Source organism: Halobacterium sp. KA-6, from assembly GCF_021029015.1.
GTDB lineage: Archaea > Halobacteriota > Halobacteria > Halobacteriales > Halobacteriaceae > Halobacterium.
The window spans coordinates 84,609-105,149 of the sequence record NZ_JAJJZH010000007.1 but is presented as its reverse complement, the minus strand read 5'-3'; the positions used below and the strand labels follow the sequence as shown (position 1 = coordinate 105,149).

Annotated in this window: 27 protein-coding genes and 1 pseudogene; 15 read left to right on the top strand and 13 right to left on the bottom strand. The window is 65.4% G+C overall.

Features of this window, described 5'->3' with window-relative positions:
• Positions 1 to 11: 11 nt before the first annotated feature.
• Positions 12 to 431 (top strand): CBS domain-containing protein, encoded by a 420-nt coding sequence (locus LPA46_RS14100; protein ID WP_230888681.1) that lies wholly within the window; start codon positions 12 to 14, stop codon positions 429 to 431.
• A gap of 71 nt (positions 432 to 502) precedes the next feature.
• Here LPA46_RS14100 and LPA46_RS14095 read toward each other — a convergent pair whose 3' ends face one another.
• Positions 503 to 931, bottom strand: a complete 429-nt coding sequence (locus LPA46_RS14095; RefSeq protein ID WP_230893025.1) for an Hsp20/alpha crystallin family protein — start codon at positions 929 to 931, stop codon at positions 503 to 505.
• Positions 932 to 1,040: 109 nt separating this feature from the next.
• On the opposite strand from LPA46_RS14095, the gene LPA46_RS14090 reads away from it, so the two are divergent.
• Both LPA46_RS14090 and LPA46_RS14085 read left to right on the top strand, forming a co-directional pair.
• Positions 1,041 to 1,235, top strand: coding sequence for a methytransferase partner Trm112 (locus LPA46_RS14090; RefSeq protein ID WP_230888683.1), 195 nt, complete (start codon positions 1,041 to 1,043; stop codon positions 1,233 to 1,235).
• 42 nt (positions 1,236 to 1,277) lie between these two features.
• Positions 1,278 to 1,838: a DUF7524 family protein gene (locus tag LPA46_RS14085; RefSeq protein ID WP_230893024.1), complete on the top strand. Its 561-nt coding sequence runs from the start codon at positions 1,278 to 1,280 to the stop codon at positions 1,836 to 1,838.
• 52 nt (positions 1,839 to 1,890) lie between these two features.
• On the opposite strand, the gene LPA46_RS14080 is transcribed toward LPA46_RS14085, so the two are convergent.
• Both LPA46_RS14080 and LPA46_RS14075 read right to left on the bottom strand, forming a co-directional pair.
• The gene (locus LPA46_RS14080) at positions 1,891 to 2,970 is read right to left on the bottom strand and encodes a DR2241 family protein (RefSeq protein WP_230893023.1); all 1,080 of its coding nucleotides are present in this window, start codon (positions 2,968 to 2,970) and stop codon (positions 1,891 to 1,893) included.
• Positions 2,970 to 3,851, bottom strand: coding sequence for a CbiX/SirB N-terminal domain-containing protein (locus LPA46_RS14075; protein WP_230893022.1), 882 nt, complete (start codon positions 3,849 to 3,851; stop codon positions 2,970 to 2,972). Before LPA46_RS14075 ends, LPA46_RS14080 begins: the two co-directional genes overlap by 1 nt.
• 113 nt (positions 3,852 to 3,964) lie before the next feature.
• On the opposite strand from LPA46_RS14075, the gene LPA46_RS14070 reads away from it, so the two are divergent.
• Positions 3,965 to 5,134, top strand: a complete 1,170-nt coding sequence (locus tag LPA46_RS14070) for a LolA family protein (protein ID WP_230893021.1) — start codon at positions 3,965 to 3,967, stop codon at positions 5,132 to 5,134.
• Here the strand turns inward: LPA46_RS14070 and LPA46_RS14065 are convergent, their stop codons facing one another.
• Together LPA46_RS14065 and LPA46_RS14060 are read right to left on the bottom strand one after the other, a co-directional pair.
• The gene (locus tag LPA46_RS14065; RefSeq protein WP_230893020.1) at positions 5,135 to 5,437 is read right to left on the bottom strand and encodes a DUF7521 family protein; all 303 of its coding nucleotides are present in this window, start codon (positions 5,435 to 5,437) and stop codon (positions 5,135 to 5,137) included.
• Entirely contained in the window at positions 5,437 to 5,781 is a 345-nt protein-coding gene (locus LPA46_RS14060) for an ArsR/SmtB family transcription factor (RefSeq protein ID WP_230893019.1), read from the bottom strand. The genes LPA46_RS14065 and LPA46_RS14060 overlap by 1 nt, the downstream gene beginning before the upstream one ends.
• A gap of 87 nt (positions 5,782 to 5,868) precedes the next feature.
• Between LPA46_RS14060 and LPA46_RS14055 the strand changes: the two genes are divergently transcribed.
• The 4 genes from LPA46_RS14055 to LPA46_RS14040 all read left to right on the top strand — a co-directional run bounded on the left by LPA46_RS14055 (position 5,869) and on the right by LPA46_RS14040 (position 8,964).
• A complete protein-coding gene (locus LPA46_RS14055) occupies positions 5,869 to 6,345 on the top strand; it encodes a DUF7523 family protein (protein WP_230893018.1) in 477 nt (158 codons plus the stop codon).
• Positions 6,346 to 6,405: 60 nt separating this feature from the next.
• Entirely contained in the window at positions 6,406 to 7,887 is a 1,482-nt protein-coding gene (cysS, locus tag LPA46_RS14050; protein WP_230893017.1) for a cysteine--tRNA ligase, read from the top strand.
• 76 nt (positions 7,888 to 7,963) lie between these two features.
• Positions 7,964 to 8,596, top strand: coding sequence for a DUF6517 family protein (locus LPA46_RS14045; RefSeq protein WP_230893016.1), 633 nt, complete (start codon positions 7,964 to 7,966; stop codon positions 8,594 to 8,596).
• Positions 8,597 to 8,811: 215 nt separating this feature from the next.
• A complete protein-coding gene (locus LPA46_RS14040; protein WP_330166342.1) occupies positions 8,812 to 8,964 on the top strand; it encodes a rubrerythrin-like domain-containing protein in 153 nt (50 codons plus the stop codon).
• Positions 8,965 to 9,012: 48 nt separating this feature from the next.
• Here the strand turns inward: LPA46_RS14040 and LPA46_RS14035 are convergent, their stop codons facing one another.
• From LPA46_RS14035 to LPA46_RS14005, 7 genes are all read right to left on the bottom strand, one after another.
• The gene (locus LPA46_RS14035) at positions 9,013 to 10,269 is read right to left on the bottom strand and encodes a transposase (protein WP_230893015.1); all 1,257 of its coding nucleotides are present in this window, start codon (positions 10,267 to 10,269) and stop codon (positions 9,013 to 9,015) included.
• Position 10,270: 1 nt separating this feature from the next.
• Positions 10,271 to 10,663 (bottom strand): IS200/IS605 family transposase, encoded by a 393-nt coding sequence (gene tnpA, locus LPA46_RS14030; protein ID WP_230893014.1) that lies wholly within the window; start codon positions 10,661 to 10,663, stop codon positions 10,271 to 10,273.
• Between the two features lie 387 nt (positions 10,664 to 11,050).
• Positions 11,051 to 11,389 carry a 50S ribosomal protein P1 gene (gene rpl12p, locus LPA46_RS14025; protein WP_230888695.1) on the bottom strand — a complete coding sequence of 113 codons (339 nt, stop codon included), beginning with the start codon at positions 11,387 to 11,389 and terminating at the stop codon, positions 11,051 to 11,053.
• A 2-nt stretch (positions 11,390 to 11,391) separates the two neighbouring features.
• Positions 11,392 to 12,441, bottom strand: coding sequence for a 50S ribosomal protein L10 (locus LPA46_RS14020; protein WP_230893013.1), 1,050 nt, complete (start codon positions 12,439 to 12,441; stop codon positions 11,392 to 11,394).
• Entirely contained in the window at positions 12,442 to 13,080 is a 639-nt protein-coding gene (locus LPA46_RS14015) for a 50S ribosomal protein L1 (protein ID WP_230888697.1), read from the bottom strand. It lies immediately after the preceding gene.
• 204 nt (positions 13,081 to 13,284) lie between these two features.
• Entirely contained in the window at positions 13,285 to 13,776 is a 492-nt protein-coding gene (locus tag LPA46_RS14010) for a 50S ribosomal protein L11 (protein ID WP_230888698.1), read from the bottom strand.
• A 72-nt stretch (positions 13,777 to 13,848) separates the two neighbouring features.
• Positions 13,849 to 14,049: a VNG_1110C family protein gene (locus LPA46_RS14005; protein ID WP_230888699.1), complete on the bottom strand. Its 201-nt coding sequence runs from the start codon at positions 14,047 to 14,049 to the stop codon at positions 13,849 to 13,851.
• Between the two features lie 101 nt (positions 14,050 to 14,150).
• On the opposite strand from LPA46_RS14005, the gene LPA46_RS14000 reads away from it, so the two are divergent.
• The 6 genes and pseudogenes from LPA46_RS14000 (at position 14,151) to LPA46_RS13975 (ending at position 18,614) form a co-directional block, all read left to right on the top strand.
• Positions 14,151 to 15,263, top strand: coding sequence for an OBG GTPase family GTP-binding protein (locus LPA46_RS14000; RefSeq protein WP_230893012.1), 1,113 nt, complete (start codon positions 14,151 to 14,153; stop codon positions 15,261 to 15,263).
• 28 nt (positions 15,264 to 15,291) lie between these two features.
• Positions 15,292 to 15,687, top strand: coding sequence for a TIGR04206 family protein (locus LPA46_RS13995; RefSeq protein ID WP_230893011.1), 396 nt, complete (start codon positions 15,292 to 15,294; stop codon positions 15,685 to 15,687).
• A gap of 59 nt (positions 15,688 to 15,746) precedes the next feature.
• Positions 15,747 to 16,532, top strand: a complete 786-nt coding sequence (locus LPA46_RS13990; RefSeq protein ID WP_230893010.1) for a VOC family protein — start codon at positions 15,747 to 15,749, stop codon at positions 16,530 to 16,532.
• A gap of 61 nt (positions 16,533 to 16,593) precedes the next feature.
• Positions 16,594 to 16,982, top strand: a pseudogene (gene tsaA / locus LPA46_RS13985) (tRNA (N6-threonylcarbamoyladenosine(37)-N6)-methyltransferase TrmO).
• Complete coding sequence (locus LPA46_RS13980) at positions 16,979 to 17,791, top strand: DUF2267 domain-containing protein (protein ID WP_230893009.1); 813 nt, start codon at positions 16,979 to 16,981, stop codon at positions 17,789 to 17,791. The pseudogene tsaA and the gene LPA46_RS13980 overlap by 4 nt, the downstream one beginning before the upstream one ends.
• Before the next feature lie 76 nt (positions 17,792 to 17,867).
• Positions 17,868 to 18,614 carry a DUF2267 domain-containing protein gene (locus LPA46_RS13975; RefSeq protein WP_230888705.1) on the top strand — a complete coding sequence of 249 codons (747 nt, stop codon included), beginning with the start codon at positions 17,868 to 17,870 and terminating at the stop codon, positions 18,612 to 18,614.
• Positions 18,615 to 18,630: 16 nt separating this feature from the next.
• Here the strand turns inward: LPA46_RS13975 and dph5 are convergent, their stop codons facing one another.
• Positions 18,631 to 19,428, bottom strand: a complete 798-nt coding sequence (gene dph5 / locus LPA46_RS13970) for a diphthine synthase (RefSeq protein WP_230893008.1) — start codon at positions 19,426 to 19,428, stop codon at positions 18,631 to 18,633.
• A gap of 82 nt (positions 19,429 to 19,510) precedes the next feature.
• On the opposite strand from dph5, the gene LPA46_RS13965 reads away from it, so the two are divergent.
• A complete protein-coding gene (locus LPA46_RS13965; protein WP_230893007.1) occupies positions 19,511 to 20,494 on the top strand; it encodes a class I SAM-dependent methyltransferase in 984 nt (327 codons plus the stop codon).
• The last annotated feature ends 47 nt before the right edge of the window (positions 20,495 to 20,541 follow it).

Here is a 20,541-nt window from a genome sequence, read left to right as displayed (position 1 = left end):
GGAGAGTGCGAATGCCAATCCGAGACATCGCCGCCACGGAGGTCGTAACGGCCGCACGAACGGACAGTGTCACGGACGTCGCGGAGACGATGGCCGACGAGCACGTCGGCAGCGTCGTCGTCGAGGAGGAATCGCTGCCCATCGGCATCGTCACGGACCGCCAAATCGCCACAGAGCTCGGCGACGACCCCGAACTCGGCTACGAGCACGTCGACGAAATCATGACTCGCGACGTGATGACCATCGACGCGGACGCGGGCGTCTACCAGGCCGCCCAGGCGCTCGCCGACGAGGGCGTGCGGCGCGCGCCGCTCGTGGACGACGACGAGGAACTAGTCGGCCTCGTCTCGCTGGACGACATCCTCTACACGCTCGAAGAGGAGTTCGACGCCGTCGGGGACATTCTCGAAGCACAGTCGCCGCGCGCGTAACTCGGGCGGCCGCGCTTTTTTCGGATTTGTAGGAGTACGCGCTCGAAAAACGTGGACAGCGAACCGGCCGCCTACTGGATCTCGACGCGGTGGCCGCCTGCTTCGCCTTCCTCGGATTCGTGTTTCGGGAGGACGACGGTCAGCACGCCGTTCTCGTAGGTCGCCGAGACCTCGTCCTCGTCGATTTCCTCGGGGAGTGTAATCGTCCGGGAGACGTCCGTCTTCACGCGCTCCTTCCGGAGGTAGGAGAGTTCCTCGCGCTCCTCGCGTTCGGCCTTGTGTTCGGCGTCGATGTGGAGCGTGTTGTCCGTGACGCGGACGTCGATGTCCTCGCGCTCGTAGCCGGGGAGGTCGGCTTCCACGACGAACTCGCCGTCCCACTCACCGACGTCCACGGCGGCGGTGGCGATTTCGCCACCCACCGACAGCCGCGTCTGTTCGAGCTGTTCGCCCATCCGTTCGAGCACGTCCTCGATGTTGGTGAATGGCTTCTGTCGCATGGCGACTCCGGGAGGGACGACTCGCGGACACAACTTCAGGCTTCTCGCCGATTCACCCCGCACTCGCGGAACCCGCACGCTTTTTGTCCGCGCCCTCGTCGGTTCGCGCATGAAAGAAGACCTCGTGGACATCATCTGCTGCCCGCTGGACAAACACGACCTCGACCTCGACGTCGAGGAGCGCGAGGACGACGAAATCCTCTCGGGGACACTCACCTGCACGGAGTGTGGCGAAACCTACCCCATCGAGGACGGTATCCCGAACCTCCTGCCGCCGGACATGCGCGAGGAAGCCCCCGCGTAACCGTCGGGAACCTTTTTCTTACCGCGCGACAATCCATCGTGCGTGCCCGAACGGCTGTCCGTTCACCTCAACCGCGACCACCCACGCGACCTCCAGCCGGAAGCGGCGTCGCTGGAGACGGACCGGTCGTTCATTCTCGTCTTCGAGAACCACGGCGGCCCCGTCCACGTCCACCTCCACTTGGACGACGCGCTCGCCGCAATCGCGGACATCGCGGCCACACAAGTCTACGTCGACGAGGGCGAGACCCGTGGCGTCGAAATCGCGATTCCGCCTGACCACCCGCCGGTGAAGGGCTACGTCGAACTGTCCATCGGGTACGGCGCAGAGCAGGCGCGCGTGAACGTCACCGTCACCGACAAACGCAAAGACGGCGGCCCGGACGTCGCCGTCGACGAGTCGCTCTCCGAGAAGTCCGAGCCCGCTCACGACGAGGAGTCAGTCTCGCTGGCGGACGTCGCGCTCCCGACAGCCGCCGCGGCTGCCGTCGTCGTGATCGCCGCGGCGCTCACCCTCTCGATTTCGGATTCGGTCGCGATGCTCATCGGCGTGCTCGCGCTGTTGGGTGGCATCGGGGTCGCCGCCTACGTGTTGGCGACGTGAGAACTATCTTTAAGCAGCGAGAGAATCCCGCCCTTCAGGCCGGGCGAGGATGTCACTCGTGGTCTTCGGGGTACGTCGGCGTCCCTGAGAGCCCGTGTTCGTCCATGCGCTTGGCGCGCAGGAACCGGGCGCGGTAGCGGTTCGCGCCCTCGTTGACGTCGGCTTCCCGAATCTCGTCGACGCGGCCGTCCGCGACCGCGTCGACGATGTCCTCGAGTTGTTCTTTCTCCGCGGGCGTCAACTCGAAGGTGTACTCCCGGGTCTCCTCACGTTCGAGCGTCGTGAATTTTCGCGCTGCGGCGATGAACAGCGAACAGGGCTCCCGGCACGGGAACTCGCCGTCGCCACGAGGCACGTCGAGTTCTTCGTCCTCGCTTTTGTCCCATTCGCGGCGCTTCACGCACTGCGAGTCCACGCAGCAGGCCTCGGCTGCCCATTCGAGGGCGTCGTCGTCGAGCTGTTCGACGATGCTGTAGATGCCGGACTGGCGGCCCGCGACCTCGCTCCAGTGGTCGACGTCGAGGTCGCCCTCGCGCTCGCGGTGCCAGTTCGACACCGTCGCGGGATAGACGTAGTCGACCGTCTGCACAAGGTCGCTGCCGTCGAGATCCACGAACGCCCAGCCGTGCGGGAGCGACGGGGCCGTCGAGAGCGGCCGGTAGCGTCCCTCGTCGTCGTGCTTCACGAGGTGGCGGGCTTCTAGCGGGTCCGTGTAGGCGTCGACATCCTCGCCGAGGTCGTCCTCGTGGCGAACCTCGTAGCGGCGCTGTCCGCCCTCGCTGAGGACGGCGGTGACCGCGAGTTCGCCCCACGAATTCGTGTGGCCGCCGCGGAGTTCGTCGTAGCGCTCGGGGACGTCGAGTTCGTCGGCGCCTTCGAGCCATCGCAGGAACGCGCGTCGGGCCGTGTCGTGGCCCTCGACGACGTGCTCCCAGTAGTACCAGTTGGTCGCGTACGGGTCGCCGGCACGCTCCCGGAGCAGGTCCTCGCTGACCGTGAGCTGTTCGCCGGGCGTCTCCCAGCGATAGCCACCGTTCGCGGGTTCGACGACGAGGCCGTCGAAGTCGATGCCGGCGTCGGCGTGCTCGACGAGCGCCGCTTCGACGTCGTCGATGGTGTCGGCTGCGGACATCAGTCTCCCGCGCTCGTGGCGCTGTCACTCTCGGTCTGCTGGCGCACGCGCTCGATGGCGTCCGCGAGGTCGGCGCCCGCGTCGTCGGCGCGCTCGAGGATCACGTCTGCGACCAGCGGCTCAGTTCCCACGGCGCCAGAGTACCAGATGCGGTGGCCGTCGACTTCCGTCGGGACGTCGTAGCCCGTGCGGTAGTCGTCGGTGAGGCCCATGTCTTCGGGGATGTCCTCCTGGGTGTGGAAGCCGTCGGCGACGAACAGCGGGACGACGACGATGTCCTCCGCGTCGAAGAACTCCGTGACGTCGTCCACCTCCGGGTCCTCGTCCATGAACACCGCCTTCACTTCCTCGAAGCGGCCGGTATCGCGGATGCGGTCGGCGTGGTAATGGATGGCTTTCGCGGAGTTCTCGTTGCGCTCGGTGCCGTGGCCGACGACCGCGAGCCCAAAGCCCTCGCCGACGTCGGGATCGTCGGTGATGGACTTCGCGCGTTCGACGATGACGTCGCTCATCGAGTCGTGGGTGCCGACCGGCCCGCAGTAGTGGACGGTCTTGTCGACGTCCTCGGCCCGCACGGTGACGTGATCGGCGTCCGTGCCGTCCGAGTCCCAGTCCTCGGGATCCCACTCGTCGAGGCGGAGTTCCCGGGGGATGACTTGCTCCGTGAAGTAGCCCTCCGAGATGAACAGCGGGACGACGAACACCTCCTCGGATTCGAGCGTGCGCAGCACTTCGCGGAACGACGGCTCTTCCTTCCAGAACGCCTCCCGGACCTCGTCGAATGCGCCCGACGCGCGGATTGTGTCCGCGTGTGTGAACGCCGGGTCCGACGAACCCGGGTTGAGGTGTGAACCGTGGCCGACGATGACCAGCGCTTGCATGCTCTCTCGTTGGGGAGATGCGTCCTTAGTGGCTTCGCAACCGGCGGCCAACGACCCGAGTAGCGGACAAATTCGCCCCTTTTATCCTGTTGTGCGAGAATCACGTCCTATCGATGGGGCGACAGACGCTGCTGGCGGTCGCGGTCGCTGCCCTCCTCGTCACAAGCGGCTGCACCGGCCTCGACGTCCTCGCGGACGGCGCGGCGACGCCGTCGGACGTCGACGTCGCCCAGCGCTACGACTCCCTCGACACCCTCGAAGCCACCCGGGTGACCACCGTCGACGACGGGACCACCACCAACGAAACTCGCGCGCTCGTCCGCGTCGACTTCACGACCGACCCGCCCCGCCGGTACCAGCGAACGCTCGCGCCCGAATCCCGTGCGGGAGACGTGACGGTGCTCAACGAGTCCGGGGCACTGCTGTACGACGCTGACGAGAATACAGTGAGGCGCGTCCCACGGATCGATGGATGGACGACCAGAAACCAGTCCGCGTACCTCGCACGAATCGTCGCGGCCGCGCACGGCGATGGCGTGGCCGAGGTGTCGGACGGCGTCTCGCCGCTTCCCATCATCCCAACGACCCGGAGCGGACCGTCGATTCCCGAGGACGCTATTGAGGGCTTCGAGGTCGAGTATCTCGGGACGCAGCGCGTCGCCGGGCGGACCGCCCACGGCTTCGAGTTGACCGCGGTCTCGGAGGCGGCGTTGACCGCGAACCAGACGCTGTGGCTGGACAGCGAGTACTACTACCCACTAAAGACCAGCCGCCGCATCGACTACCGGAACCGCACTATCGAGGCGACGTCGCGCCTAAAAACAGTCACGTTCGACGCCGACCTCCCGGCGGACGCGTTCCACTTTGACGTCCCCGAGGACGCGACAGGGGAGACGCTGAACGTCTCCACGCAGACGTTCGACTCGGCGAGCGCGCTCCGGGAGCACGTCGACTTCTCCGTTCCCGACCCAGAGGTGCCCGCGGCGTACGAGTTCGACGAAGCACAGTACGTCAGCGGAAATGTGACGCAGGCCAGCCTCCAGTACGTCACGGCGGACGGCGAGCAACTCACGGTCACCAAGACGACGTCCGGGCCGAACGCGAACGGGTGGTTTACCTCCGGTGAGAACGTCACCGTCGCGGGCCACGACAGCCAGTACCTCACGACGCCGCGAAGCAACTTCGTGTCGTGGTCGTGCGGCGATACCCGGTACGCCGTGGTCGCCACCGACCTCGAAAAGGAGTCGCTGTTGGCGGTCGCCGACTCCGTCGGCTGCGAATAGCTACGACGGTCGGCGGTACAGCGAGTACGCGATGCAGAGCAAGCCCGCGAGCTGGAGCATTCGGACAACGAGCCGGAACGGCGCTTCGAGAGTCGCGTCGAGGACGCCGTACCGGAGCATCGCGGAGCCGACGAACGTCGCGGTGTACGTCACCGCCGTCAGGAGCACCAGCCCCGCCGAGAGGTACTGCATCGGCACGCTCTGGTGGCGACGGAACCCCCGGTAGGCGTGGTAGCCGATGAACAGTCCGACGGCGGTCGCGGCGAACGACGCGGCGACGTTGACGACGTAGAGTGCGTTCATTACAGTCCCTCCCACATTCTCGTGAAGCGGTCGGCGACGTCCTCGGATTCGCACTCGACCTCGGTAGTGTACTCGCCGTCGTTGAGTTCGAGCGTGAACCGGCGGAACGTCGCGCGGTAGACGCGGTGGTGGTTGCCGTCCGACCGGACGTTGATGGACTCCTCCAGCAACTCGTGGTCGGTTAGGTCGTCGATTCGCCGATACACCGTCGCGGTCGACGCGTCACAGGCCTCGCTCAGTTGGCTCGCGGACATGGGTTCCGTGCTCGCCGCTGCGAGGATGGCGCGGGCGTGCTCGTCGTCGAGCAACGAGAGCACCGATGTCGGGTCGCTGTCCTCGCTCACGGCGCGTCGTACTCGCCACGGGGGTTTAAAATGGTGGAGTGCTCGCAGTCGCTGAGACTTATGCCCCCGCGGCGACGAAATCGAGGTATGACTCAGGCGGCGGTGACGCGCGCAGCGGTCGACGAACACCCGTTCCTGCGGCGAGCGCTCCGCGCAGGCGTCGTGAACCACGCGGCGGCCGCGCGCTTCCTCGACGTCGACGGCGACGAGGACGCGGTCGCGGCGGCAATTCGGCGGTACAGCGAGGACCTTCCCGAGTTCGACGCCGACGCGCGGGACGCGCACGTCTCGATGCAGTCCGGGCTCGGCCCCAGCGACGACGGCCTGCTGGTCGTCGCAGGCTGCGGGTTCGAACCCGGGGAGGGGGATTTGACGGCGCTGCTCGCGAGCGGCGACGTGGACACCCAGACGCTCGCGTCGGCGCTAGAACGTCTCCACGCCGCAGACGTCGATCCGGTGGCTGCGGGTGTCGCCGAGGATACGCTCGCGGTGGTCGTCGAGCGGCGGGACGGCGCGGACGCGCTGCGCGTCGTCGAGGACGCGCTCGACGCGGTTCCGGTCTGACCGCGACAGACGCCGTCAGTTCCGACGCTTTGAAACGCCGGCGCGCGTACGTACCGCTGTATGACTCTCTACGTGTCGAACACCCTCTCCGGCGAGCGGGAGGCGTTCGAGCCCCACGACCCTGAGCAAGCGCTCGTGTACACCTGTGGGCTCACGGTCTCCGACGACGCCCACCTCGGCCACGCTCGCCTCTGGGTGCAGTCGGACGTGATGGCGCGGTGGCTCTCCCACGTCGGCTACGACGTCCGCCACGTCCAGAACTTCACGGACGTCAACGAGAAAATCGTCGCGCGCACCGGCGAGGACGACCTCGGCGACACCGAACAGTCGGTGGCGCGCCACTACATCGACTCCGTCATCGAGGACATGCGCGACCTCAACCTCCAGCGCGCGGAAGTGTACCCGCGGGTCTCCGAGCACGTCCCCGAAATCATCGACCTCGTGGAGACCCTCATCGAAGAGGGGTACGCCTACGAAGCCGACGGCTCGGTCTACTTCGACGTCACCGCCTTCGAGGACTACGGGAAACTCTCCGGCCAGCAGGTCGAAGAGATGGAAGCTCAAGGCCCAGAGTCCGAGCGCGGCGAGAAGCGCCACCCCGCGGACTTCGCGCTCTGGAAGGCGGGCGCGGTCGCTCCCGAGGACGCCAACGAACACCGTAGCGAGGACCTACCGCCCTTGGAGGAGCCCGCGGGACAGACGTGGGAGTCGCCGTGGAGCGAGGGCCGTCCGGGCTGGCACATCGAGTGCTCGGCGATGAGCATGACCCACCTCGACGACCACATCGACATCCACGTCGGCGGGCAGGACCTCGTCTTCCCTCACCACGAGAACGAGGTCGCGCAGAGCGAGGCCGCCGCGGGCGAGCCGTTCGCGAAGTACTGGCTGCACGTCCGCCTCCTCGAAACCGAGGGCGAGAAGATGAGCTCCAGTCTCGGGAACTTCTTCACGACGAAGAACGCAATCGAGGAGTTCGGCCCGAACGTCGTCCGGATGTTCCTCGTGTCGACGTCGTACACGCAGCGCCAGACGTACTCCGAGGAGACGATTCAGGAGGCCCAGCAGCGCTGGGAGCGCCTCGAACGGGCGTACGAGCGCGCGACCGACGCCGCCGACAGCCCGGACGCGTACGCGAAAGTCGAAGCCGAGGACCTCCGCGACGCAGTCACGGAAGCCCGCGAGGACTTCGAGGCGGCGATGAACGACGACTTCAACACGCGCGCGGCGGTGAGCGCGCTGCTGGAACTCGCGTCGGCCGTCCACCGGTACGTCGACGCGACCGAGCAGTACGACTACCGCGGGCTCGTGGACGCCATCGAGACGTTCGAAGAACTGGGTGGCGACGTACTCGGCTTCCAATTCGTGACCGTCGACGGTGGCGAGGTCGAAATCGCCGGCGACCTCGTCGACCTCGTCTTGGATATCCGAGAGGAAGCCCGTGAGGAAGGAAACTACGAGCGCGCCGATGAACTTCGCGACCGCCTCGAATCCCTCGGCGTCACCGTCGAGGACACCGACGAGGGTTCGACCTACCGGCTCTAACTCTCCATCGAACCGAAGTTGTCCGATTGACAGGAAAGCCACCAAGCTTATTCCTGCCGGCCGGGTTCTGTTCTCCATGCACCGACGAACGGCGGTCGCCGTAGCGTTTGCCGCACTAATCGCGACCAGCGGCTGTCTCGGCATCCTTGGCGGGAGCGGCGTGGAAGTCTCGGCGTCGAAGGCTACCGTTTCCGAGAACGCCCTCCAAGAGACCGGGTACGAGGAGGTTCGCGTGAACGAATCGGAAGTCACCCGAGAGTACTCCGTGGCGGGTCAGTCGCGGAATGTCACCGTTACGAACTGGATAGCGATGTACGAACGCACCGTTGACGTGCCCGTCCTCGGCGAGCAGCGAGCCGCAGTCTTCGGCGCGTTCTCCAGCCCTGAGGTGAGCGTGCTTGGCCAGTCGTTCAACCCCATCAAAGACTACTCGGATCGCGAACTCGCCGAACTCGCCCAACAGCAGTATGATGGTCTCTCCGTCGGGCAGGCCATCAACACCAGTGAAATGACCGTGCTCAATGAGTCCACGGAGGTTACGAAGTTCGAGGGCACAGCCGAGATTAGCGGGCAGTCCGTGGACGTCTACGTTCACGTTACGAGGGTCAAACACGACGGCGACTACGTCGTCGCGGTCGCCATCTACCCCCAGGACCTTGATGGCGAGCAGGAGCGCATCGAGACGCTCCTGACCGGCCTCGAGCACTGATACGGTAACCCCCTCGTTTTCGGGCTCACGCGGTCGAAGTGTGACGTGCGTTCGAGGACGCTGCTCACGAACGACTTCATTCGTCCCTATGTATTTTTCTAGCCGCATAAATCGACCAAGCGTCCGATAGAACTGGTTAAAGCACGAAGTACTAGCAATATAGTTCCCCTAAACCAGTATTATGGTCACCCTTACAAGTGGATGGGGTGGTACCTATGCACATGGTTCGAATGGATTCGTACACGCCGCCGTCGACTAGCCGCTACGAGTGCACCGGCTGTCTCAGCCGTTTCGAACGCGAGTCGCACCTCGTAAATTGCCCGGAGTGCGGCGAACGAGTGCGGAACGTGGCAGTACCACGGGAGTGACATCCTCCGCGCCGTGAACGGCGCGGCTTCCTTGCATGGGAATACCGGTTAACTACCGGCAGTGGGTTCCGACCCGACCTCTCCGAGCGTCATCTGCCGTGGTTGGCTCTGCTCGGTGGGGGTCGCGGCGCTGTCACAGGCGCTCCCATCCCCTGAGATGTCATCGCCCGCCGGTTTCAGCGGCAGGCTCTCACCCCACGGGTCGTGGCGATCAGCGATGTTGACCGCCGCGTTGATGTCTGCATGGTACTCCGACACCCAACACTCGTCGTTCGTACACTGGAACTCGTCGCCGTTCCGGTGCCCGACGTGGCCGCACTCGTGACACGTCTGGCTCGTGTACTCCGGACGGATGTATTCGACCGGAAGCCCGGCCTCTCGTGCTTTGTCCTCGATACGTTGTTGGAGGCGGGCGAACGCCCATGCGTGAAGGCGTCGGTTCATCCACTGGCCGTAATCGAGGTCTTCGCGGATGTCCGAGAGGTCTTCCAGCACGACCACAGGCTTCCCGAAGCGGCTTGCGTACTCAACGGCACGCCGAGACGCCTTCTCGATGATGTCTGTGAGTGCGTTCTGGTAGTGATCGAATCGTTCGTCAATCCGCCATGCGGCGGCCTCGCGCTCTTGGAGTCGCTTCAGCGTCGTGTACATCTCTTTGCGGAGGTGACGAGCGCGGCCACCGTTGATGAGTAGTGGGTCGGTCGGAGTGCCCTGCTTGCAGGCACAGCCCGCGAGCAGGTGCGCTTCGCCAATATCAAAGCCGACTGGCGTCACATCCTCGTCGGTCGGTTCGTAGTCCGGTTGTTCGACCGGGAACTCGACAGTGACGTGGAGCGTCCACGACGTGCGGTGGCGTTGCAGGCGGAGTTGGCCTGCCGACGCCTCGCCGTCCACGAGATCGTGCCACAACCCCTCTTGGGCTGGGTTAATCCGAAGCGGTATCCAGAAGTTCGTCCCGCGACCGGGCTGTGGCACCCACCACGTAAACGCGTAGTCCCGTTCCGGCGAGTGGTCGAACTCGGCGGCTTGGTTGGTGAGTCGAACCGGGTGGTCGTCGTCCAACTCCTGTGCATCGTAGGTGCCGTGCAGTTGCGGGACGTAGTTGCACAGGGCCGCCTTCGCCTGATACGGCAGGTCGTAGGGCGTCACCACGTCGCTGGTAGCAGTCATCGTCTCACACCCAGCCTCGAACGCCTCGTGAAGTCCTGCCCGGTAGGTGTCGAGCAGGTCGCACAGTTTGCGCTCTTTGTGGGTTGTCGGCGGCGCGAGTGTTGCCTCCAGCGTTTTCGTGGTTGTCGCGGTCATACTACTGGTCGTCCACGTAGTCCATCAGCACGTCGATGCTCACTTGACCGGTCGTGGCGAGAAAATATCCCGATTGCCAGAACGCATCTTCGAGGCGGTCTTTTACCTCGGGATACTCCTTACGAATCCGACGCGAGGTAACTCCCTTGAGCGAGTTGATGAACTTCGTGAGGTCGGTAGTGGGTTTGGTCGTGAACAGGATGTGAACGTGGTCGGTGCCGCCGTCCACGTTTTTGATTTCGGCCTCGAAGTCGTCTGCAATCTCGTGAGTGACTTCGGCGACGCGCTCCAGGCGCTCATCGGTAAGGATATCGGCGCGGGACTTCGTGACGGTCACGAAGTGATATTGGAGCGCGTAGACCGTATGCGACCCGGATTGCAGATGAGACTCCATTTGGCCTCACCAAATACGAGACACCCAATTTCAATAACTCTTGTGCGTTGGTATTCAGTCCGGCAGACCTGTGTGGACTGTGGCACCGGGCTTACGCGATTCACGCCCGCCGTAAACGGCGAGATTCTCTCGCTGAGTCAAGATAGCGCCAACGGCGCGCGAACACGACTATCAGAACGAGCATCGCACCCGGACAAGCCGCGACCAGCGCCACCGCTGATGCACTCGGAGCGATGAATGGTCGCCCGGCGACGATGTCTATTGCAGCGAGTCGGTCCCGCGCTCGCAGTTCAAGCGACGCGTCGCTGCCAAGGACTTCCGTGTGCGTGGCAAGCCACTGGCTGTCCGTACTGTGCGCGAAAGAAAACGGATGATCGTGGAACCGGATTAACCGAAGAGGTCGCCGAGACCTTCGCCGCTGGCCTCTTCTTCCTCTTCTTCCGCGGCTTCCTCTTCTTCCTCAGCCTCGGCCTCTTCCTCGGCTTCGGCTTCTTCCGCTTCCTCAGCTTCCTCACCGCCAGCCGCGCCCGCGGCGGGCGCAGCAGGAGCGGCAGCCGCCTCGGCGACGGCTTCCTCGATGTCGACGTCTTCGAGGGCCGCGACGAGCGCCTTGACGCGGGATTCCTCGACGTCGACGCCGGCGGCCTCGAGGACGCCGGTGATGTTGTCTTCGTTGATCTCTTCGCCAGATTCGTTCAGGATGAGTGCTGCGTAAACGTACTCCATTGTTAACCGAACATCTCCCCGAGGCCTTCGGCACCGTCGCCTCCGTCTTCGTCGTCGTCGGAGTCGTCGGCGTCTGCCTCGGATTCAGGTTCTTGTTCGTCGCTCTGTTCGTCTTCGCTGTCCGCTTCGGCTTCCGGCTCCGCCGCGGCGGCGGGGGCCTCGACGTCCTGGAGCTCCTCGGGGAGCGCCTCCTCGTCGTCGATCTGCGAGGCGAGCGCGCGAACCTGCGCGTCCGCCTTGCTGACGAGGTCGTCCGCGAGGTCCGGGCTCTCGATGGACGCCTGCAGACCGAGGCTCTTTGCCTCGCCCTGGGCCTTCCGGATGAGTGTCGGAGCGGTCTGCGTCGTCGGGTACTCCGCGTTCACGGAGAGGTTCCGTGCGGACGCGGCTGCGGACTGGATGTCCGCGCGGTACTCCTCGACGTCGATTTCGAGTTCGTCCGGCGTGAACAGGACGCCCTCGGAGTAGACGCCGCGGAGGTCCAGGCCGACTTCCTTCGGCTCGATGCCGAGCTCGGTCAGGACGTTCGCGACGTCCGTGGAGACCGTCTCGCCTTCCTCGACGACGACGGAGTCCTCCATGACCTGGATGGAGCCTTCCTGGATGCGCGCGTTCGCGCCAATCTGCTGGAGTTCGCCGACGAACGGACCCGGGTCGATACCGGTGTCGCCCTCGGGAATCACGATGTCGTTGGGCGCGACCTCGCCAGCGTTGATGGGCGCGGGCGTCTTCGACTCTTCGAGCTGCTGGAAGAGTCCGAACGGGTTGTCGTTCGTGGCGACGAGGCCGACCTCACCCGAGATGTACTGGGTGAGGTCTTCGAGGCCGTCGTCGACCTCTTCGAGCGCACGAACGAGGAGCGTGTTCCGGCTCATGCGGAGCGCGGCGCTGCCGTGCAGGCCGCGGCGCATGTCCTGGAGCTGCTTGCTCGGGATGCCGGTGACGCTCACGACACCGACGCTGTCGTACTTCTCGAGCAGGTCGACGAGCTCGTCGACTTCTTCGCGCTTCCACTCGGGGACAGTTTCGGTCGTGCGTTCTTCAGCGGACATCTAAGCCACCTCCACGGCGGGCCCCATCGTGGTCTTCACGTAGACTGCGTCGATGTTGAGTGGGCCCTTTTCGAGGTCCGCGTGCAGGCGGCGCAGAATGACGTCGATGTTGTCCGCGATGTTTTCGGCGGACATGTCCTCCGCGCCGACGCGCGTGTGGAACGTGCGACGGTCGCGGCTGCGAAGCTGCACGGTGTTTTTCATTCGGTTGACTGTCTCGACGACGTCGTCGTCGGGCTGGAGCGGCGTCGGCATCTTGCCGCGCGGACCGAGCACTTGACCGAGCGCACCCGCGATGTCCTGCATCATGGATGCTTCGGCCACGAAGAAGTCCGTCGCGTCAGCGAGGTCCTTCGCGGCGTCGGTGTCGTCGGCGAGATCGGCGACTTCGTCGCCACCGTAGACCTCGTCCGCGACTTCCTCGGCTCGAACTGCGGTTTCGCCCTCTGCGAAAACCACAATCTGTGTCTCCTGTCCGGTGCCCGACGGCAGCACGACGCCCTCGTCGACACGATTCGACGGGTCGTTGAGGTCGAGGTCGCGCAGGTTGATCGCGAGGTCCACCGTCTCACGGAAATTCCGCTCTGGGGCCTCCTCGAGTGCGCGAGCTACGGCCTCTTCAATATCGTTGTCTGCCATCTTTCACCTCCGTAGTGCGTTGACCCTGTGAAGGTCGGATCTCCTACGGGTCAGTGAAACAGGCGAAGCCTGTCTCGCTTCGAGAGAAGGGCATCGCGCCCTTAAAACCGTCGAACCACGCTTCCCGCGACGAGCGCCAAGAGACGGTGTCACGGCTACAGAGCCGGAAAATACGGACGCACGAAAGGAACTGAAACTGCTGCGTTACGCCGCTGCTTCTTCCGCGCCGAGGACCTCGTCGTACTCGCCGGACGCGACGCGCTCGTTGAACGTCCGCGCGTCCTCGCCCTCGATGGTGACGCCCATGGAAGCACAGGTACCCGCGACTTCCTTGGCGGCGTTACGCGTGTCGTACGCCAGCAGGTCGGGCTTCTTCTGCTCGGCGATAGTCTTCAGCTGCTCGATGGAGAGATCCGCGACGAACTCCTCGTTGGGTTCGCCGGAACCGGTCTCGAAGCCAGCCTCGTCCTTGATGAGGGCGGCCGTCGGCGGGACACCGACCTCGATGCTGAACGAACCATCTTCCTCGTACTCGATGGTGACCGGAACCTCCGTACCGTCGAAGGCGGCGGTCTGTTCGTTGATTTCCTGTACAACAGCCTGCACGTCGACGGGTGTCGGTCCGAGCTCGGGACCGAGCGGTGGGCCGGGGTCGGCCTGGCCGCCTGCCACGAGCACTTCTATCGTCTCAGCCATACCCGAACGAACCGTCGCCGCGGCTTTAACCCTTTCTTTCTCCGGAGGCGCTGGCGGCGTCGCCGAGTCGGGCTACGGGACGTTCACGCCCTGCCGAGCGAGATACTCGCTGACGTTCTTAATGACGACAGGGCTACCGATGATGCGCACCATCTCCTCGTGTTCGAGAAAACTCACCGTAAACTTCTCGTCGATGTCCTCGCGGTACCCCTCCACTGTGGAGACGGGAAGCACAATCTGCGTGCTGTCGCGCAGGCTGGAGGGGTCAGGCATCACCCGGCACTCTCTTGAGATGAAGTATGAACGTGTCGAAAACAATCCCTGTCGGGCGGGAGGGAAAGCGCTTTTCGGCGGCAGTAGCCTACTGCAGAGTAATGGGTCTGGAGGAGGAAATCGAACAGCTCGAAGAAGAAATCTCGGAGACGCCGTACAACAAGTCCACAGAGGCGCACATCGGCCGCCTGAAGGCGAAGCTCGCCGAGAAGAAGGAGAAACTGGAGAAACAGCAGTCCGGCGGCAGCGGCGGTGGCGGCTACGCCGTCGAACAGCACGGTGATGCGACAGTCGCGCTCGTCGGGTTCCCCTCGGTCGGCAAGTCCTCGCTTATCAACGCAATGACGAACGCCGACAGCGAGGTCGGCTCCTACGAGTTCACGACGCTCGACGTCAACCCCGGGATGCTGGAGTACCGCGGCGCAAACATCCAACTCCTGGACGTGCCAGGGCTCATCGAGGGTGCGGCCGGCGGCCGCGGCGGCGGGAAAGAGATCCTGTCGGTCATTCGGGCCGCAGACCTCGTCATCTTCATGCTGTCTGCGTTCGAAATCGAGCAGTACGAGCGACTCTACCAGGAACTCTACAACGTCAACATCCGCGTCGACGAAGAGCCCCCATCGGTGACGGTGCGCCGGAAGGGCAAGGACGGCATCGACGTCAACACGTCTGGCGACCTCGAACTCGACCACGATACGGTCAAGGAGATTCTCCGCGAGCGCGGATTCATCAACGCCGACGTCACCATCCGCGGGAACCCCTCCGTGGACAAACTCATCGACGGCGTGATGAACAACCGCGTCTATATGCCGTCGCTGGTCGCCGTCAACAAGGTTGACCTCATTGAGCCCTCGTACGCGGAGACGATGAAGGCCAATCTCCGCGAACACGACATCGACCCCGAGGAAGCCATCTTCATCTCCGCGGTGGAGGAGAAGGGCCTGGACGCTCTCAAAGAGAAGATGTGGGAGGAACTCGGACTCATCCGCATCTACATGGACAAGCCCGGCCGCGGCGTCGACTACGAGGAACCGCTGGTCATCCGACGAGGCGACACCGTCGACGACGCCCTCCAGAAGCTCGGCGGCACGCTCGACGAGCGCTTCCGGTTCGCGCGCGTCTCGGGGCCGTCCGCGCAACACGACGACCAACAGGTCGGCCGCGACCACGTGCTCGAAGACGAAGACGTTCTGCGCGTCATCGCGCGGCGGTAGCGTGGCCAGTCCCCAGCGACGCCTCGCAATGGTCGTGCTCGCGGGTGTGCTCCCGTGGGTGATTGTCACGTTCGACGGCGGCTGGTATCCGGTCTTCTCCTTCGGCTTCCTCCACCTCGACCCCGTCTCGTTCACCTCACTCCCGACGTACGTCTCCCGCGTCGGAAGCGTCCCACCGCGCCTGACCGCGTGGCCGATGGCGACACTGCTGTACGTGGCAGCGCTCGCCACGGCACTCTTCGACTACGTCTCCTCGCTCGACTCGCGCATCCCCGCTGGCTTGCTCTTCCTCGCGGGCGTCGACGTCGGCTTGCTCGCGCTCTCGTTGTCCCGCCAGCCGACGATTCTCGCTCTCCCGGTCGGCGCGCTCTATCTGTGGGCGGCCGTCTGGGTGGGGTACGGTGACGCCTTGCTCGGCGACTGAACGGGAGCGGACGTTTCCGCGTTCGGTACGCTTTTCGACGCGCCCGACAATCCCCGGGCATGAGCGAGTTCGTACTCGACCACGTGATGATGCGCGTCGGCGACCTCGACGCGAGCCTCGACTGGTACAAGACCAACCTCGACTACGTCGAATACGGCCGCTGGGAGGCCGACACGTTCGACATCGTCTACCTCGGCCCCGAGAACGTCCACGAGGAGGGCGCGCTCCTGGAACTCACGTACAACCACGACACCGACGAGTACGACGTCGGCGATGCGTGGGGCCACATCGCCGTGCGCGTCGAGGACGTCTACGACGCCTACGAGCAACTCATGGACGAGGGCGTCGAGGACTACCGCGACCCCGACTCCTGCGGCGGGTCGTACGCCTTCGTCAAGGACCCGGACGGCCACGAGGTCGAAATCGTCGAGCGCGACCACGGTGCGAAGTGGAGCCTTGACCACACGATGATTCGCGTCGAGGACGCCGACGAACAGCTCGGGTTCTGGACGCGGAAGTTCGAGTACGAGCACACGGGCCGCTGGGAGGCGGATACGTTCGCGAACTACTTCATGAAGCCCGAGGGGAGCGCCGAGGAGGCGATGGCGGTCGAACTCACGTACAACTACGACGGCCGTACGTACGACTTCGGGGACGCCTGGGGCCACCTCGCGGTTCGCACGGACGACCTCGTCGAGGACTGGGAGACGCTGATGGAGCGCGAGGCCGAGGACTATCGCGACCCCGAGTCCTGTGACTACAACTATGCGTTCACGAAGGATCCCGACGGCCACGAAATCGAGGTGCTGAACCCCGCGGAGTCGCCGGTCGACCGCGAGGACTGACGTTCCCACGCCGCGGGTTTGTGCCCGCCCGTTTTTCTTGCCGCGTGCGGAAGCCGCCAGCATGGAATGTGCGCCCATCGGTCGGGTCGAGACGCCGTTCGCGGAAGCCGCCGACGCGCCCCGTCAGGGATTCCTTGACGACGCGACCGGCACCGTCCACGTCGCCGAGCCGTACCGCGAAGGGCTGGCTGGCCTCGACGCTGGTCACACGATAAACGTCGTGTGGTGGGCCGACGACGCCGACCGCTCGGTCCTCCGCGTCCGCGACGGCGACCGGGGCGTGTTCACGACGCGCTCGCAGGCGCGCCCGAACCCGGTCTGCGTGACGACCTGCGACGTGCTCGACGTGCACCGAGCGACGGGAACGGTCGACGTTTCTGGCGTGGACATGGTCGACGGTAGCCCGTCTTGGATTTGAAGTACGGCCTCGAGAGCGACGAGCGGGCATGACTTCGGCCGTCGGATTCAACCTGTCTCCGCTCGGGGGGCCACACATGGTCACTGAAGGCTTCTACTCGCTGGCCCGCACGAACGACGCGTTCGACACCGACGCGGAGGTCGACGCGACCGTCGACGCGGTCGCCGAGACGCTCGGAGAGAGCCTCTCTCGTGGGGAGACAGTCGACCTTGCCGAACACCTCCCCGAGGACGTCTCGGAGACGCTACTGGACGCGTCGGCGGACGCCGAAGAGCCCGAATCCCCACCGCTGGACGAGTTCTACGACCGCGTCGCCGAACGCGCGGACCTCGACCGAGCGACCACACCACAGAAGGCCCAGGCCGTCGGCGTCGCCATCGCTGAATCCGTCGGCGACGAATTGGGGAACGCCCGCGCGCAACTGCCGCCGGCGTACGAAGAACTGTTCGAGCCGCCCGCCGTGCGCCGGGAGCCGTTCGCCGAGACCGTGCGCCGCCGCCTTGACCTCGACTCGGATCAGGAAGCTCAAGAGGCCAGCGAAGCGGTGCTGGGCGCGCTCGGGGAACGCCTCCCGAAGGGCGAAACCGAGGACCTCGCGGTCTACCTCCCCGCGGACGTCGAGGACGCCATTGTCGTCGACGATCCGGCGGAAGCGACAGACTACTCGCGTAGCGAGTTCGTGCTGCGGGTCGGCGAGCGCGCGGACGTCGACAACCCGACCGCCCACGAGTACGCCAACGTCGTGCTTGGTCGGCTCGCAGAGGTCGCCGACGACGAGGAACTCGACCGCGCGCTCGAACAACTCCCTGTCGCCTACGAGTCGTTCTTCGAGCGGGCCTAGCGCGCGAATCGGCCAATTCCTTCAAGCGGCTGCTGGTCGACGTGTCTGCCGTGGTGTACGAGCGCCACGAGTCCTCATGACTGGGTTCCTCGATATCGTCGCCGAGCGAGCGGATGTATCGACACCGGAAGCCGAAGACACCGCGGAAGCCGTCCTGAAGACGCTCTCGGAGGGTATCTCGCATGGCGAGGCGGCGGATCTCGCGGCGCCGCTGCCCGAGCCGTACGCGCGCGTGCTCCGGGAGACCGAACGCGGCCGCGCGGAACCACCGGCGTTCGAGGAGTTCGTCTCGCGTGTGGGCGACCGCCTCGACGTCTCCGAGCACGAGGCGGAAGCGCGCTCGCAGGCGGTCGTCGCGGCGCTCTCCGAGACGGTCGGGGTTGAGGAAGTGGAGGACGCGCGCTCCCAGCTCCCACCTGAGTACGAGGAGGTGTTCGAGCCTGGGGAGGCGCTGGGCAGCGAGTCGTTCGTGGAGGCCGTCGCCGACCACGGCGACCTCTCACGAGCGCACGCCCGGCGCGCGAGCGAGGTCGTCCTCGCCACGCTCGGGGAACGCCTCTCGAAGGGCGAAGCCGAGGACGTTGCTGAGTATCTCCCGGAGGACGCCGCGGAGTGGCTGGTGCCCGACGAGCCGGCACGCGCGCTCGACTACGATTTCGACGAACTCGTCGCCGAGGTCGCCGACCAGGAGAACGTCACGCGCGAACTCGCAATCGAGCACGCGGAAGCGGTCACTGACGTGCTCGCGGACGCCGTCGGCGAGGAAGAACTCGACCGGATGCAGGCCCAGCTTCCCGAGACCTACGACCCGATGTTCGCGTAACTAGCCCGCCGGCCAGTTACTCTCGGTACTCGTCGAGGACGGCGTCGGGCGCGTCCGCGAGCCCAGCGAGCGCGTCTGTCTCGACGTGGTGGAGGTCGCCCGGAATCACGAGCAGGTGCAGGGGCTCGCCGAAGTCCATCTCAGCGAGCGCGCCGAGGCGGTCAGCGCGCACGGTTGCGTCGGGGGCGCCGGCGCGGGCGACGACGACGCCGAGCGCGTCCGGATTCCAGTTGTCTGCGAGCAGGCCTGCGGCGTGGCTCGCTGTCATGTACTCGTCGCCCTCGACGCGCGGGTGGTCGACCTTGATGTCCAGATAACAGAGCGTGTGGAGGCCGCGCTCGCGGTTCGCCTCGATGGTGTCGACGACCGAACTCGGTACGCCGTCGGCGCCGTGCGCCCACTCGAAGGGAAGCGTGGTCGCCTTCCCGAAGCGGTAGTTCTGGAGGCCCGTGAGACTCGACGCTGCGGACTCCGCGGTGGGGGCGTGAATCACGCGCGTGTCGATGCCGCGCTCCTCGGTGCGCAGCCGGAGGTCGACGTGCGTCGTGGAAATCATCGTGTCCCCGGCCGTGAGGAAGACACAATCGCCGGATTCGGCGGCCGAAAGAATCGGCTCGGGGTCCTGTTCGACGCCCGCGCGGTCCCGCACCTCGATGTCGGTGTTGTGGTAGGATTCGAGGTCAGCGACGTCCGCGCCGACGAGTTTGCTGGTGTAGAACTCCGCAAACGCGCGGTCGGCGGCCGCGATGGCGTCGGCGCCAGCGACCGTGACCGAGCGCTCGTCATAGAGGCCGAGCCCGACGAACGTGAGCATACCCACGGTAGCGCGCGCGCCGCCCTATGGGTTTCGGGACGCAAGCGACACGAGTAAGGCCGCGCCCGCCTGACTCCCGGGCATGTCAGTGCCGTGCGTCCGCGTCTCCACGGACGAGGGCGAAGCCACGCGCCGCCGGCTCGCCGAGGAAGACCTCCTCGTCGACGAGTACGCCATCACGGCCAGCGACGGCGACCTTTACATCCCCGTCAGCGACCCAGACGCAGTTCCAGAGGATCTCACGGTCGTGGAGTTCGACGCGCCCGAGCGCGAGACGCCGACGACGCCCGCCGAATTGCTCGGCTTCGAACCGACGTACGAGCGACTCGGCGACGTCGTCATCCTTGACGAGGATTCACCCGAACGCGCCCGCGAAATCGCCGAGGCGGTGATGGAGTCGGACGTCCGCGCGAAAACAGTTGTCAACCGCGCGTCCAAGGTGAAGGGCACCGAGCGCGTCCGCGACTGGGACGTCGTCGCCGGGGACGGCACCGAGACGGTGCACACGGAGTACGGCTGCGAGTTCGAACTCGACCTCGCGACGGTGTACTTCTCGCCACGGCTCGCGACCGAGCGCCACCGCGTCGTTGAGCAAGTCCAGGCGGGCGAGCACGCCTTTGACATGTTCGCGGGTGTCGGCCCGTACACCGTCCCGATGGCAAAGCAGGGCGCGGAGGTAGTCGCGACGGACATCAACGAGGACGCCATCGAGTACCTCCGACGGAACGCCGAGCGCAACGACGTGAGCGAGCGCGTGACCGCCATCGCTGGAGACGTCCGCGAGACCGCCGACGAGTACGAGGACTGGGCGGACCGCATCGTAATGAACCTCCCCCACACCGCCGACGAGTTCCTCGACACCGCCGTCGCGCTTGCCGGCGACGACTGCGTGATTCACTTCTATGACTTCCAGCACGAGGACGACCGCTTCGGGCCCTGTGAGTCCGCCATCCGCGATGCCGCCGAGCCTGCGTATGACGTCACAGTCGAGGACGAGCGCACGGTGCGTTCGTACGCGCCCCATGAATTCAACGTCGTCGTGGATGCCCGGCTGACGCGCCGGTGATTCGCAAGGCTTATTTCTTGAATCCGGTTACGGAGAAGTGCACAGGT